This is a genomic window from Nocardiopsis sp. CNZ308 (assembly GCF_004217075.1).
On sequence record NZ_SHKJ01000001.1, the window covers coordinates 1,279,830 to 1,293,947 of the forward strand.

Sequence of the window (14,118 nt, forward strand, 5' to 3'; positions counted from 1 at the left end):
GGCGAGGCCCCTCGCCGGTTCAGTCCGCGTCCCGCCGGGGCGCCAGGGCCTGGGTGAGGAAGGGGCTGGGCGCGCCGAAGGGCGGTTCCAGGGAGAGTCCGCCGTCACGGATGTCGCGCAGGTCCCGCAGGGAACCGATCTCGCACATGAGCACGCCGGTGTCGGCGGAGGCGAAGACCAGCCACAGCCACTGGGCGAGCGCCTCGCCGGTGTAGACGGCGCGGTCGGGGCCCACGTCCAGGCTCCACAGGGCGATCTCGTGGCCGTCGAAGCGCACCTTGGCGTCGGCGGCGGAGGCGTCGAAGCCGTCGCCGGGGTCGGGGCCCTCCAGCCCGGCGAGGCGGGCGCCGAGCCCGATCCCCGGGTCCTCGGCGACGATGACCACCTCGCCGACACCGCCGACCAGGTCGGGCCCGGAGAGGGCCACGGCCGTGGCGAGGGCGCCGCTGCGGTCGTCACCGGCCTCGGCGAAGCCGGTGACCACCCAGTTGGCGGGCAGCGGCCAGGGGATCCAGACCGGGACGTGCGCCTGGGGCAGGAGTGCCTCCAGCGCGGCCGCCCCGGGGGCGCGCACCTCCTGGAGGGGCGCCACCGGCCCGTGGGCGTCACACTGCCAGGCGCTGGTCCACAGCCCCGGAGGCTGGACCGCGCGCCCGCAACGGGGACACGTGGGCTCGGACTTCATGCTGCTCAGGGGTCTACCCGAGGGGACCGGCCGGAAAACGCGTCGTGGGCGGGCCGCCGGAGCGGCCCGCCCACGGGCGGTGGCAGCGGTCCTACTGCTGCTGGCGCTTCTTGTTGGCCGTCATGCGGCCGCGCTCCTTCTGGTCCAGGACGACCTTGCGGATGCGCACGTGCTCAGGGGTGACCTCCACGCACTCGTCCTCGCGGCAGAACTCCAGGGCCTGCTCCAGGGACAGCTTGCGCGGCGGCACCAGGCGCACCAGCTCGTCGCCGGTGGCCGAGCGCATGTTGGTGAGCTTCTTCTCCTTGGTGATGTTGACGTCCATGTCGTCGGCGCGCGAGTTCTCGCCCACGATCATGCCCTCGTAGACCTCGGTGCCCGGCTCGACGAAGAGCGTGCCCCGCTCCTGGAGGTTGAACATCGCGAACGCGACGGCCGCGCCGGCGCGGTCGGCCACCAGGGACCCGTTGGGGCGGGTGCGCAGCTCGCCGAACCACGGCTCGAACTTCTCGAAGACGTGGTGGGCGATACCGGTGCCGCGGGTCTCGGTGAGGAACTCGGTGCGGAAGCCGATGAGGCCGCGGGAGGGCACCAGCCAGTCCATGCGCACCCAGCCGGTGCCGTGGTTGACCATGTTCTCCATGCGGCCCTTGCGAATGCTGAGCAGCTGCGTGATGGCGCCCATGTACTCCTCGGGGGCGTCCACGGTGAGGCGCTCGACGGGCTCGTGCACCTTGCCGTCCACGACCCGGGTGACCACCTGCGGCTTGCCGACGGTCAGCTCGTAGCCCTCGCGGCGCATCTGCTCGACCAGGATGGCCAGCGCCAGCTCGCCGCGGCCCTGCACCTCCCAGGCGTCGGGGCGCTCGGTGGGCAGGACCCGCAGGGAGACGTTGCCGACGAGCTCCTTGTCGAGGCGGTCCTTGACCAGGCGAGCGGTGACCTTGGCTCCCTTGACCTTGCCGACCAGCGGCGAGGTGTTGGTGCCGATGGTCATGGAGATGGCGGGCTCGTCCACCTGGATGAGCGGAAGCGGGACCGGGTTCTCCAGGTCGGCGAGGGTCTCGCCGATCATGATGTCCTCGATACCGGCGATGGCGACGATGTCGCCGGGCCCGGCCTTCTCGGCGGGCTTGCGCTCCAGGCCCTCGGTCATGAGCAGCTCGGTGATCTTGACCTGCTGGGTGCTGCCGTCGGTGCGGATCCACGCGACCTGCTGGCCCTTGCGCAGCTCGCCCTGCTGGATGCGGCACAGCGCCAGGCGGCCCAGGAACGGGGAGGCGTCCAGGTTGGTCACGTGCGCCTGGAGCGGGGCCTCGGGGATGTACTCGGGGGCCGGGATGGTGTCCAGGATGGTGCTGAACAGCGGCACGAGGTTGTCGTTGTCGGGCACCGTGCCGTTGGCGGGGCGCTCCAGGGAGGCCTTGCCGTCGCGGGCGCAGGCGTAGACGATCGGGAACTCGATCTGCGACTCGTCGGCGTCCAGGTCCATGAACAGCTCGTAGGTGTCGTCCACGACCTCGGCGATCCGGCTGTCGGGCCGGTCGACCTTGTTGATCACGAGGATGACGGGGAGCTTGGCCTGGAGGGCCTTGCGCAGCACGAAGCGGGTCTGCGGGAGGGGGCCCTCGCTGGCGTCCACGAGCAGGACCACGCCGTCGACCATCGACAGGCCGCGCTCGACCTCGCCGCCGAAGTCGGCGTGGCCGGGGGTGTCGATGATGTTGATGACCACGTCCTCGCCCTCGGGCGTGGTGTAGTGGACGGCCGTGTTCTTGGCGAGAATGGTGATGCCCTTCTCGCGCTCCAGGTCGTTGGAGTCCATCACCCGGTCGTCGACGTCCTGGTTCTCCCGGAACACACCGGACTGCCAGAGCATGGCGTCAACGAGGGTCGTCTTGCCGTGGTCCACATGGGCCACGATCGCGACGTTGCGGAGGTCGCTGCGGCGTGCGGAGCCCTCGACGGGCGTAGCGCTGGACATGGGAAAGCTCGATCTCCTGGTACTGGGAAGAACCGCGGAGTGCCACGGCCCACCGCCAGTTTATGCGGTCATGGTGGACTGCTGGGGAAACGTGCAGGCCGCCGCCGTTGTCACGGCCCCGCGCGGACGGGCCCGATGGAGGCGGGCCCCGCGCAGGCGGGCGCGGTGCAGGCAGGCCCCGCGCGGGCGGGCCCGGTGGAGACGAACCCGGTGGAGGCCGGTCGCCCCTGCTGGATGCGCGGCGGTGGCGCCGGGCGGCGCCCGTTCGCCGGCGGGGGTCAGGAGCGGGGGACGGCGCCCGGGGTGAGCAGGGGTTCGACGAGGTCGAGGAAGGGCACGTCGGCGGGCAGCCAGTCCGGTCCGCGCAGTTCGTCGGCGGCGAGCCAGCGCAGGGACAGGTGCTCCAGGGGCCGGGGCTCCCCCGCGACCAGTTCCGCGCGCCAGATCCGCAGCACGGCGGGGCGCGTGTGCCTCCTGGCGGGCGCGGGGAAGGGCGCGTCCGCGCCGAGCTGGTGCAGGGGTCGGACGGTGGCGCCGAGTTCCTCGCGGCACTCGCGGACCAGGGCCTGCTCCGGGGTCTCCCCCGGATCGACCTTGCCGCCGGGGAACTCCCACCGGCCGCGCAGGGCCTCGGGTTCGGCGCGCTGGGCGGCCAGGACGCGGCCCTCACGGACGAGGACGGCGCCCACCACGATCAGGGTCTGCTGTTCCACGGTTCCCGAGCCTAGCCAGTGCCGGTGACCTTCGGGACGGGGTCCCGGGCGCCGACGCGGAGAGGCCGGCGCCCGGGGGTGCCGCCGCTCTCCGGGGGGAGTGGAAGGAGCGTCGGCCTCCGATGTGGCTGGTGGTCCGGCCGGGGCGGGACGCGGCGCCCGGAACCGGAGGTCGGGGCAGAGCCTACGTCGCCGGACGGAGGAGCGTGAGGGGTGTCGGCGAACGTTCACCTCCTTTTCCCGTGATGTGCGGTCAGGGGGCGTCCGGGGGCGGGGGCTCCTCCGGCGGCCGACCGGCCGACCGCAGCCGGTGCGCCAGGGCCGTGTGCCGACGCCCGGAGGAGGCGTTGCGCACCGCCTGGGCCAGGGCGCGGCGGGAGCCGACCAGGACCACCAGCTTCTTGGCCCTGGTGACGGCCGTGTAGAGCAGGTTGCGCTGGAGCATCATCCAGGCGCTGGTGGTGACCGGCACGACCACCGCGGGGTACTCGCTGCCCTGGGAGCGGTGCACGGTGATGGCGTAGGCGTGGGCGAGCTCGTCGAGTTCGGCGAAGTCGTAGGCGATCTCCTCGTCCTCGTCGGTGCGGACCAGGACCTCCTGGGCGACCTCGTCGAGTCCCGTGACCACGCCGAGCGTTCCGTTGAACACCCCGTTCTCGCCCTTGTCGTAGTTGTTGCGGACCTGGGTGACCTTGTCGCCGACGCGGAAGACGCGCCCGCCGAACCGGCGTTCGGGGACGTGCTCGCCGGAGGGCGTCACGGCGGCCTGGAGGGCCGTGTTGAGGTTGGCCGCCCCGGCCGGGCCGCCCTTCATGGGGGTGAGGACCTGCACGTCCCGGCGCGGGTCGAGGCCGAACCGGCGCGGGATGCGGCGGGCGACCACGTCCACGGTCATCTCGGCCGCGTCCTCGGTCTCCTCGCACGGGAAGAGGAAGAAGTCGGACATGCCGTGGAACTCCGGCGGCTCGCCGCCGTTGATCCGGTGGGCGTTGGTGATCACCCCGGAGTTCTGGGCCTGGCGGAAGACGTGGGTCAGGCGCACGCTCGGCACGGGCGAGTCCCCGTCCAGCAGGTCGCGCAGCACCTGGCCCGCGCCCACGGAGGGCAGCTGGTCCACGTCGCCGACGAACAGCAGGTGCGCCCCGGGCGGGACCGCCTTGACCAGCTTGTTGGCCAGGATCACGTCCAGCATGGAGGCCTCGTCCACCACCAGCAGGTCGCAGTCGAGGGGGTTGTCGCGGTCGTAGGCGGCGTCGCCGCCCGGGCGGAGTTCGAGGAGCCGGTGCACCGTGCGGGCCTCGATGCCGGTCATCTCGGTGAGGCGCTTGGCGGCGCGCCCGGTGGGCGCGGCCAGGACGATCGTGGCGTGCTTGGCCATGGCCAGGGTGACGATGGAGGCGACCGTGAAGGACTTGCCGCAGCCGGGCCCGCCGGTGAGCACGCACACCTTCTCCGACAGGGCCAGCCGCACGGCCTCCCTCTGGGCCTCGGCGAGGTCGGCGCGCGTGCGCGAGCGCAGCCAGTCCAGGGCCACGTCCCAGTCCACCCCGGCGAACGCGGGCATGCGGTCGGCCGGGGCGTGGAGCAGGCCGCGCAGGCCGGAGGCGAGGCCGATCTCGGCGCGGTGCATGGGCAGCAGGTAGACGGCGCGCACCGGCTCGCCCTCGGGCCCGGGCACGGTCTCGCGCACCACGCCCTCGGTGGCCACGAGTTCGGCCACGCACTCGATCACCAGTCCGGCCTCCACCTGGAGGATCTTCACGGCCGCCGAGATGAGCTTCTCCTCGGGCAGGTAGACGTGCCCGTCGCCGGTGGACTCCGAGAGGGTGAACTGGATGCCCGCCATGACCCGCTGCGGGCTGTCGTGCGGGATGCCGACCGCTCGGGCGATGGTGTCGGCGGTCTTGAAGCCGATCCCCCACACGTCGGTGGCCAGGCGGTAGGGCTCCTTCTGCACGATCTGGATGGAGGCGTCGCCGTACTTCTTGTAGATGCGCACGGCCAGGGAGGTGGTGACCTCCACCCCCTGGAGGAAGACCATCACCTCCTTGATGGCCTTCTGCTCCTCCCAGGCGTCGGCGATGAGCCGGGTGCGCTTGGGCCCCAGGCCCGGGACCTCGATGAGCCGTTCGGGGTGCTCCTCGATGACCTCCAGGGCGTCGGTGCCGAAGTGGTCGACGATCCGCTCGGCCATCTTGGGGCCGATCCCCTTGATCAGGCCGGAGCCGAGGTAGCGGCGGATGCCCTGGACCGTGGCGGGCAGGACGGTCGTGTAGTCGTCCACGTGGAACTGGCGGCCGTACTGCGGGTGGGAGCCCCAGCGGCCGCGCATGCGCAGCGCCTCGCCGGGCTGGACGCCCATGAGGGAGCCCACGACGGTGAGGAGGTCGTGCGCGCCCCGGCCCGTGTCGACCTTGGCGACGGTGTAGCCGTTCTCCTCGTTGGCGTAGGTGACCCGCTCCAGGACGCCCTGGACGACGGCTGGTCGGAAGGTCGCGTCGGGCACGTGGCCGTCCTCTCCTCGTTCACGCCCTCTCGGGGGCCCGCGGGGCCGGTCCGCCGGTCTCCGGCGCGCCGTCGCCCAGCGCCGCGAGCACGCGGTCGCGGTCGGCCCGGCGCAGGCTCCCCGCCACCAGGACGTAGGAGTGTCTGAGCATCTCCAGGATCTCGTCCTCGGGCACCGTGCCGTCCAGGAGCACGGAGTTCCAGTGCTTCTTGTTCATGTGGTACCCGGGCGTGACGGCGGGGAACTGGTCGCGCAGCTCCAGGGCCAGCTCGGGGTCGCACTTGAGGTTGGCCGTGGCGGGGCCGTCTCCGTCGTCTCCCCCCATGAGCAGGGCGAACATCTTCTGCCCGGCCACCTTGTAGACCAGGTAGCCGGGACCGAAGGGCTCGGTCTCCCCGGCCTCGGGGAACCACAGGGCGGCGTCGATGAACTGTCCGGGGGTCATGCGGAGCTCCCTTCCTCCCCTACGACAGTGCCAGAGACCGCCGACGTTCGGCGGCCCCGGCCTCGGCCTGTGGACAACCCGCGCGGGAGCGGTTCAGTCCTGGTCGTCGGCCAGCGCGGCCACCCGCAGGGCCAGCTCCTGGGCCCGCACGAGGGAGTCGAGCGTCTCGGCGCTCTGCTCGTGCACGGCGCCCGCCTCGGCGGCCTCGGCGGCGATCGCGTCGAGTTCCCGGGCCGACCTGCGGTCCTGGTCGTCCAGTTCGGCGGCGCGCACGCGGTCCGCGTAGTCCTCCAGGACGGCGATCCGGGCCGTCACCTCGGCCGTCTCGGCGGCCAGGACGGCAGCGGCGCGTGCGGCGGCCTCGCGGCTGCGCTCCCCGGGCGTGGGTGTGCGGGCGATGCGCTCCCTGACCCGGGTCTGGTGGAGGAGGCTGCGCGCGAGGGACCACTCCACGTCGGCCAGCACCACGCGGTTGCGGACGGTGTCCAGCAGGAGCCCCCGCTCGTGCAGCGGGGAGTCCAGGACCGCGTCCACGGCCCTCTGCGCGCGCTTCAGGAGGGCGCGGGACTCCTCGTCGAGCGCTCCGGGGGACACGAACTCCCCCTCGGCGGACTGGACGATCCGCACGGGGTCGCGCTCCCTCTCCGCGCGCTGGTGGCGCGCGCGGGCCAGTGCCGCGCCCGCCACCGCGAGCGCGGACGCCGCCAGAAGGGTGATCTCGGCGCCCAAGGGCAGGTCCAGGACCATCCAGCACACGGCGAGGGCCCAGAAGAGCGCGTAGGCCACCCGCGCGAACGCCCTGTTCCGTTCGTTGCCGCCGGTGCCGCGCCGGAAGCGCCTGCCGCGCACCGCGTCCAGGGCCAGGCGCAGCCTCCGGGCGCGCTCCTCGGGGAGGGAGGGGTCGAGCGTGGGCCTGCCCTCGCGTCCGGGGCCGCCGAGCAGACCGGCCAGGGGCATGAGCACGGACCGGGCCTGGATCCCGCGCTCGGTGAGGACGAGCACCCCGTGGGCGTCGCGTTCGGCCAGGCCCTGGGCGATGAGGGGTGCGCTCTCCCCCGGTTCGCGGACGTCGGGGCACCACACGTCCGGCCGGTCGGGCGGGGGCGCGGCCAGGCGGATCGACCGGATCATGTCGGAGGTGAGGATGACGTTGTACCCGCCGGAGAGGGTGAGCTCCATCGCGTCCTTCCCGGTTCGGGCGCGTGACCACGCGTGGGCTTTACGACATCTTTATACCGAAACCTCCTGCGGTGTAGGGGTTTTCGACCGCGCGGGCCCGCGCCGACGCCTCCGTGCCGGATAGGATCGCGTCCCCTGTGTCCCCAGGGAGACGTGTCCCCGGTGCGGAGGGAGTCCCCATGAAGGCGCGAGGCGTGCGCAGACTCGACCCCCTGGAGCCGGACGACCCCCGCGAGATCGGCGGGCACCGGGTGCGGGGGCGGATCGGCTCCGGGGGGATGGGCACGGTCTACGCCGCCGACTCCCCCGGCGTGCACGGCTACCTGGCGGTCAAGGTCGTCCACGCCGAGCAGGCGGCGGACCGGCGCTTCCGGGAGCGCTTCGCGCACGAGGCCCGCCTCCTGGCCAGGGTGAACAGCCCCTCGGTGGCACGGTTCGTGCGCGCCGACGTGGAGGCGCCGCGGCCGTGGATGATCACCGAGTACGTGCCGGGGCCCACCCTGCGCCACCACGTGGAGCGGTACGGCCGCCTGCGCGGGGGGATGCTCCTGGGCCTGGCCGTGGGCACCGCCGAGGCGCTGCGTGCCGTCCACGCGGCCGGGGTGGTCCACCGCGACCTCAAGCCCAGCAACGTGGTGCTCTCGGGCAGGGGGCCCAAACTGCTGGACTTCGGGATCGCTCACCCGGTGGAGGACCCCGACCCCACCAAGTGGATACGTCTGCGGCGGATGCGCCGCGCCTACCGGGACCTGCGGCTGCCCTCGCCGGAGGGGCTGGCCGACGAGCGGGTCAGCGAGCGGGTCGACCGGCTGGGCACCCCGGGGTGGATCAGCCCGGAGCAGTACCGGCGCCAACCCACCGCGCAGAGCGCGGACGTGTTCCTGTGGGGCGCGACGGTGGCCTTCGCGGCGGCCGGGCACGACCCGTTCGGGCGGGCCGGGGCCAAGGAGATGGCCCGGCGCGTGATGTTCGAGGAGCCGGACCTGGAGTACCTGCCGCCCGGCCTGGAGGGGCTGGTGCTGGCCGCGATGTCCAAGGACCCCGAGGAGCGGCCCGACTCCGCCGGACTGCTGCGCGCCGCCCTGGGCCTGGAGAACGTGGAGGGCGGGGTACGCGCGTCCGGGGAGGGCGGGGACGCGGCCGTCACCGGGGCGGCGGCCGTGCGGGGTTTGCTGGAGCGGCGGTGGACCGAGGTGGCGGTGCGCCCGCCGCGGCCCCCGCGGGCCGGGCTGTTCGGCCGCGGGGAGGACTGAGGGGGCGCGGGAGCCGGAGGCGTGCGCCGGGCCGGTCGGGGGTGACCCGTCACAGGAGGCGGGCAGCACGGCGTGGGAGAGCCCTGGGGACCCCCCGACTTCCAGGAAACCGCAAAGGCGCGGGCCCCGGTAGGGGGCTGTGGACAACCCCCTGTCAGAGGAGCCCGTAGTGGGCGCGGCCCTCCCGGGAGAGCATGTACGCCACCATCATGACCGCGAAGCCCAGCGGGACGAGCGCCAGGATGTCCCCGGACAGCACGGTCCACAGCAGGAGCGCGCCCGCCGCGCCCTGGAAGAGCACCACGCCCCAGAAGACGCCGACCGTGCGGCGCCGGATCCTGCCCGCCAGGAGCGTGGACAGCAGCCCGTACACGCCCGTGACCGCCGCCATGACGACCATCATGGCGCGCATGGCCTCGGCGCTGACGGCGAGCTCCAGCCCCTCCTGGGCGGCGAGCTCGGTCTGCTGGCGCAGCGCCTCGTCCATCGCGTCGGCCGGGACGCTGAGCCCCATGAGGAAGAGGCCGGACAGGGCCAGTCCGCAGGCGCCGCCCACGAACATCAGGGCGCGGACGACGGCCACCTTCCTGGGGAGGGGGGCGTCGGGGTGGAGCGCGTCGAAACCGGCCCCGGAGCCGGGCGCCCCGTACGGCGGGACGCCGCCCGCGCCCTGTGTCCCGTTGGGGTCGTACGGGTCCTGGCCAGAGGAAAACACGGACGTCCTCCGAGGGAAGTCGAGACGGCTGGTCCCGTCCATGGTAGGGGTCCGGAGCGCGGGGGGCGCGGCTCCGGGCGGGCCAGGGGAGCCGCCCGGTGACGCAGTGCGATACGGGCAGGCCAAGAACCGGTATCGGAACCGCAGATTCTGCAAATCGTAACCGTGGGGACCATGTGCCCCCGGCCCGGGCGGCTCTAGGGTGAACCCCTCCGGGCCTGTCCGTCCACCCCGGTCCGCCCCGGCGGATCCCCCGTCCCCCGCCCGCGAAGGAGCCCCGCAACGATGTCCAGACTCGTGCGCGCCTCGGCCGCGCTGGTGCTGACCGGCGCCCTGGTGGTGCCGTCCGCCCCCGCGGCCGGAGCGCCCGTCCCCATGAACCCCGGGGACGGCGCCGACTTCACCCTGACGATCCTGCACGCCAACGACCCCGAGTCCCAGCTCCTGTCCGCCTCCGGACAGGAGGACTTCGGCGGCGCCGCCCGCTTCACGACGCTGCTCGACCGGCTGCGCGAGGCCGAGGGCGGCGGCGCCGAGGCCGGGGAGGACGAGGCCGACGAACGCGGCGTCGTCACGGTCAACGCGGGGGACATGTACCTGCCGGGGCCGGAGTTCGCCGCCTCCCGGGAGGAGGGCGCCCCCTTCTACGACGCCCTCGCCGCCGACCAGGCGGCCTACGACGCGGTCTCCATGGGCAACCACGAGTTCGACTTCGGACCGGACGTGTACGCCGACTTCCTCGAACAGCTGGAGGGGGACGCCGCGGTGGTCGCCGCCAACGTGGACGTGTCCGCCGAGCCGCGCCTGGCCGCCCTGGCGGACGCGGGCCGGATCGCGCCCAGCACCGTGGTGGAGGCCTCCGGCCACGAGGTCGGCGTCGTGGGCGCGCTGTACCCGCCGCTGGACACCGTCACCAGCCCGCGTGACGTGGTGGTGGAGGACCTCGTCGCCCCGGTGCAGGCCGAGGTCGACCGGCTGACCGCCGCGGGCGTGGACAAGATCATCCTCCTCTCGCACCTCCAGGGGATCGCCTACGAGGAGCGCGTGGCCAGCGAGCTGACCGGCGTCGACGTCATCGTCGCGGGCGGCGGCCACGAGGTGATGGCGGGCCCCGACGACGCCCTGGTGCCCGGCGACGAGGTCACGGCGCACCCGGAGACCGGCGAGCCGCTGTCCTACCCGCTCCTGGCCACCAACCCCGAGGGCGTCGAGGTGCCCATCGTCACCGCCGGGTCGAACTACAAGTACGTGGGCCGCCTGGTCGTGAACTTCGACGGCGGTGACCTGGTGTCGGTCTCCGACCGCTCCGGGCCGGTCCGGGTCTCCGGCGTCGGAGAGGACGCGGTGGAGCCCCACCCCGAGGTGGAGTCGCGGGTCACCGCGCCCGTGTCCGAGTACGTGGCGGGCCTGGCGGAGACGGAGGTGGCCACCAGCGAGGTCGACCTCAACGGCGTCCAGAACCCCGGCGTGCGCACCCAGGAGACCAACCTGGGCAACCTGGTGGCCGACGCGCTGCTGGACACCGGCGTGCGCAACGCGCGGGAGTACGGCGTGCCCGCCCCTCGGATCGGCATCCAGAACGGCGGCGGCATCCGCAACGCCTCGGTGGTCCCGGCCGGTCCGCTGACCGCGCTGGACACCTACTCGATCGCCCCGTTCGCCAACCAGGTGGCGGTGGTCCCCGACATCCCGCGCTCGCAGGTCAAGGAGCTGCTGGAGCAGGGCGTGGCCGCCGCTCCCGCGGCCAGCGGCGCGTTCATGCAGGTCGCCGGGGTCAACTTCGCCTACGACCCGGAGCGCACGGCGCAGGTGGTGGACGGGGAGGGCGCCGTCACCACGCCCGGCGAGCGGGTCCGCAGCGCGGTCCTGCACGACGGAACGGTGCTCGTGGAGGGCGGCGAGGTCGTGGACGGCGACCCGATCACGGTCGTGACCAACGACTTCTCCGCCCGGGGCGGCGACATGTACCCGTTCCGCGGGGCGGACTTCACCGTGGTGGGCGCGACCTACCAGGCCGCGCTGGAGGGCCTGCTCACCGGAACGCTGGAGGGCCGGGTGACCGAGGCCGCCTACCCCGAGGGCGGTTCCGGCCGCATCGTGGTGGGCGAGCAGGCCACCGTTCCCGACGGTGACGGCGGCGGAACGCCCACCGACCCGCCGACCGGCCAACCCACCGACGGGCCCACCGACCCGGACGGCGGGCCGAGCCCGGACCCGACGGACCCGCCCGCCACGGACGGCCCGGACGACGGCTCCGGCAAGCCCGGCGGGAACGCCGACGGCTCACTGCCGCGCACGGGCGGCGCGCTGCTCGGTCTGGTGGCGGCGGCCGTGGTCGCCGTCGCGGCAGGCGGGGCCGCGCTCTACCTGGGCCGCAGGCGCGGGGGGACGGCGGGCGCGGACTCCCCCGGCTCGGACTCCTGACAACGGGGCCGGACGGCCTCCCGGCACCGCGCGTGCGGAGTCGGGCGGCCGTCCGGCCGTCGCGCTTCGCGGACCCCGGCGCCGTACCGGCCGCCGCCACGGGGTCCGGCTCCCCGGCCCGGGCCGGTCAGGGGCAGCCCACGATCTCGCGCGTGGCCTCGGCCATGTCGTCGCGCTCCTGCTGGTCCAGGCCGTTCTCCTCGAACCACACCAGCACGAAGTGGCAGGCGTCCTGGATGTCCGCCGCGGTGTTCTCCTCGCTCTCCAGCATGGCCATCGCGGCGATCATCGCGATTCCGGAGTTCTCGAAGGCGGCCACCCGCACCAGGTTGGTGTCCATCGACGAGGTGCACTGGAAGAGGGTCGTCTCCTCGGCTCCGGGGTCCGAGCCGCAGACCTCGTCGGTGATGTCCAGGCGGGCGTCGATCGCGAAGTCGCGGCGCAGCTCGTCGATGAGCTCCTCCGAGCTGATGAGGTTCTCCGCCCCGGAGGACGGTTGGTCCGTCGGCTCCGCGGAGGGCCCGTCGGTGGGCGAGGGCTCCCCGGTGGGCGCGGGGGCGGCGGTGGGGGCGGGGTCCCCGGTCGGCGCCTCCCGGGTCGGCTCGCCGCTGGGCTCCGCCGAGGGCTCGGAGCTCCTGGCGGCGACGAGGCCGGTCACCCTGCCGCCGAAGGCGAGGCCTCCGCCGAGGAAGGAAGCACCCGCCAGCACCGCGATCACGGCGAGCACGGCCACCAGACCCGTGCCGTAGCGGCCCGGGCCAGGCGACCGGGGCGGCTGGGGCGGCTGCCCGTAGGGCCCCTGCGGGCCTTGAGGTCCATGCGGCCCCTGCGGGCCTTGGGGGACCTGTCCGTGAACGCCTTGGGGACCTTGAGGGGCAGGAGGCCCCTGATGTGTCTGGAACCCCGGAGGAAGCGGAGGCCCCTGGGCGCTCTGGGAGGCGTGCGGCCCCTGAGTCCCCGGTGTGGGCTGAGGGCCTTGGGCGCCCTGCGCTGCATGAGGGTTCTGGCCTGGCTGAGCACTCTGTCCTGTCTGAGGGCCCTGTCCCGCCTGAGGGCCCTGCTGCCCCGGAGGCGACGGCGGGCCCTGGGGACCCTGTGTGCCCTGCGTGCCCCCGGCTCCGTGGGGAGGCGGCCCGCCCCGGGGCGTGTACGCCCCCGGCGGTCTCCAGGGCGGTGGCGAACTGTCGGGATTCACGTACGTTCTCCTCGTTGTCGGGGCTGGTGGCGGACGCCTCGGCTCCACGCTTCGCTGTCCTGACGCCGACTTACCAAACGTTTTGCAATGAATCGTCCCATTTTCTCCGCCACACTGTTCACCGGGGGGCATGATCCGGGCGACACGGAACCCGAAGCAAGCTTCCCATTATCACCATGTAAGTGTAAAGAAAAGTACCAAGATGTCGAATTGAACCTTTTGCCCGGTATGTGATTAGCGTATTTTCGACCAACCTTGGGACATCCGGCGCGCATAATAGGGAAATGCGCGTCCCCGGACCTACGATCGACAACATGACCTGCGTTTTGCTGGCCGAAGACGATGTCTCGATCTCCGAGCCTCTCGCGCGCGCGCTCCGGCGCGAGGGCTACACGGTGGACGTGACCGTCAACGGCGTTGAGACACTCGACCGTGCCCGTGCGGGAGACATAGACCTCATGGTCCTGGATCTCGGGCTGCCCGAAATGGACGGGCTAGAGGTGGCGCGTCGGCTCCGGGCCGAGGGTCACGGAACGCCCATCCTCATCCTGACTGCCCGCGCCGACGAGGTGGACACCGTCGTCGGCCTCGACGCGGGCGCCGACGACTACGTCACCAAGCCCTTCCGGCTCGCCGAACTCCTGGCGCGCGTGCGCGCCCTGCTGCGCCGGGGCGGCGCCGAGGTGCCCGTCGTGCACGGCGTGCGCATCGACAACGACTCCCGCCGGGCCTGGCTGGGCGAACGCGAGCTCCAGCTCACCACCAAGGAGTTCGACCTGCTGCGCGTGCTCGTCCGCGACGCGGGCAAGGTGGTCACCCGCGAGCAGATCATGCGCGAGGTGTGGGACACCAACTGGTGGGGTTCGACCAAGACCCTGGACATGCACATCTCCTGGCTGCGCCGCAAGCTGGGGGACGACGCCAACCAGCCGTCGTACATCACGACCGTCCGGGGTGTGGGCTTCCGGTTCGAGCGAGACTGACGCGACCTTTCGGGGCGCCCCGCGCCGGCCGGTCGC

At 73.2% G+C, this 14,118-nt stretch carries 11 protein-coding genes; 3 read left to right on the forward strand and 8 right to left on the reverse strand.

Features of this window, described 5'->3' with window-relative positions; translation table 11 throughout:
• Positions 1 to 19: 19 nt before the first annotated feature.
• From EV372_RS05440 to EV372_RS05465, 6 genes are all read right to left on the reverse strand, one after another.
• Complete coding sequence (locus EV372_RS05440; RefSeq protein ID WP_130395103.1) at positions 20 to 685, reverse strand: DUF6758 family protein; 666 nt, start codon at positions 683 to 685, stop codon at positions 20 to 22.
• Between the two features lie 91 nt (positions 686 to 776).
• The gene (typA, locus tag EV372_RS05445) at positions 777 to 2,669 is read right to left on the reverse strand and encodes a translational GTPase TypA (RefSeq protein WP_019608173.1); all 1,893 of its coding nucleotides are present in this window, start codon (positions 2,667 to 2,669) and stop codon (positions 777 to 779) included.
• Between the two features lie 278 nt (positions 2,670 to 2,947).
• Positions 2,948 to 3,382, reverse strand: coding sequence for a (deoxy)nucleoside triphosphate pyrophosphohydrolase (locus EV372_RS05450; protein WP_130395104.1), 435 nt, complete (start codon positions 3,380 to 3,382; stop codon positions 2,948 to 2,950).
• 253 nt (positions 3,383 to 3,635) lie between these two features.
• Positions 3,636 to 5,888 (reverse strand): SF1B family DNA helicase RecD2, encoded by a 2,253-nt coding sequence (gene recD2, locus EV372_RS05455; protein ID WP_130395105.1) that lies wholly within the window; start codon positions 5,886 to 5,888, stop codon positions 3,636 to 3,638.
• A gap of 19 nt (positions 5,889 to 5,907) precedes the next feature.
• Positions 5,908 to 6,333 (reverse strand): MmcQ/YjbR family DNA-binding protein, encoded by a 426-nt coding sequence (locus EV372_RS05460; RefSeq protein ID WP_130395106.1) that lies wholly within the window; start codon positions 6,331 to 6,333, stop codon positions 5,908 to 5,910.
• Between the two features lie 93 nt (positions 6,334 to 6,426).
• A complete protein-coding gene (locus EV372_RS05465; protein ID WP_130395107.1) occupies positions 6,427 to 7,512 on the reverse strand; it encodes a hypothetical protein in 1,086 nt (361 codons plus the stop codon).
• A 179-nt stretch (positions 7,513 to 7,691) separates the two neighbouring features.
• Here EV372_RS05465 and EV372_RS05470 point away from each other — a divergent pair, with 179 nt between their 5' ends.
• Positions 7,692 to 8,765, forward strand: coding sequence for a serine/threonine-protein kinase (locus EV372_RS05470; RefSeq protein ID WP_130395108.1), 1,074 nt, complete (start codon positions 7,692 to 7,694; stop codon positions 8,763 to 8,765).
• A gap of 154 nt (positions 8,766 to 8,919) precedes the next feature.
• On the opposite strand, the gene EV372_RS05475 is transcribed toward EV372_RS05470, so the two are convergent.
• Positions 8,920 to 9,480, reverse strand: a complete 561-nt coding sequence (locus EV372_RS05475) for a hypothetical protein (RefSeq protein WP_013154847.1) — start codon at positions 9,478 to 9,480, stop codon at positions 8,920 to 8,922.
• A gap of 285 nt (positions 9,481 to 9,765) precedes the next feature.
• On the opposite strand from EV372_RS05475, the gene EV372_RS05480 reads away from it, so the two are divergent.
• Entirely contained in the window at positions 9,766 to 11,904 is a 2,139-nt protein-coding gene (locus tag EV372_RS05480; protein ID WP_130395109.1) for a 5'-nucleotidase C-terminal domain-containing protein, read from the forward strand.
• Between the two features lie 127 nt (positions 11,905 to 12,031).
• On the opposite strand, the gene EV372_RS05485 is transcribed toward EV372_RS05480, so the two are convergent.
• Positions 12,032 to 12,637 carry a PT domain-containing protein gene (locus tag EV372_RS05485; protein WP_130395110.1) on the reverse strand — a complete coding sequence of 202 codons (606 nt, stop codon included), beginning with the start codon at positions 12,635 to 12,637 and terminating at the stop codon, positions 12,032 to 12,034.
• 776 nt (positions 12,638 to 13,413) lie between these two features.
• Between EV372_RS05485 and EV372_RS05490 the strand changes: the two genes are divergently transcribed.
• Positions 13,414 to 14,082, forward strand: coding sequence for a response regulator transcription factor (locus EV372_RS05490; RefSeq protein ID WP_013154850.1), 669 nt, complete (start codon positions 13,414 to 13,416; stop codon positions 14,080 to 14,082).
• The last annotated feature ends 36 nt before the right edge of the window (positions 14,083 to 14,118 follow it).

Excerpts from the sequence above, each read along its gene's own strand:
- EV372_RS05440 (WP_130395103.1), bottom strand. The coding sequence starts at position 685 with ATGAAGTCCGAGCCCACGTGTCCCCGTTGCGGGCGCGCGGTCCAGCCT.
- typA (WP_019608173.1), bottom strand. The coding sequence starts at position 2,669 with ATGTCCAGCGCTACGCCCGTCGAGGGCTCCGCACGCCGCAGCGACCTC.
- EV372_RS05460 (WP_130395106.1), bottom strand. The coding sequence starts at position 6,333 with ATGACCCCCGGACAGTTCATCGACGCCGCCCTGTGGTTCCCCGAGGCC.
- EV372_RS05465 (WP_130395107.1), bottom strand. The coding sequence starts at position 7,512 with ATGGAGCTCACCCTCTCCGGCGGGTACAACGTCATCCTCACCTCCGAC.
- EV372_RS05470 (WP_130395108.1), top strand. The coding sequence starts at position 7,692 with ATGAAGGCGCGAGGCGTGCGCAGACTCGACCCCCTGGAGCCGGACGAC.
- EV372_RS05480 (WP_130395109.1), top strand. The coding sequence starts at position 9,766 with ATGTCCAGACTCGTGCGCGCCTCGGCCGCGCTGGTGCTGACCGGCGCC.
- EV372_RS05490 (WP_013154850.1), top strand. The coding sequence starts at position 13,414 with ATGACCTGCGTTTTGCTGGCCGAAGACGATGTCTCGATCTCCGAGCCT.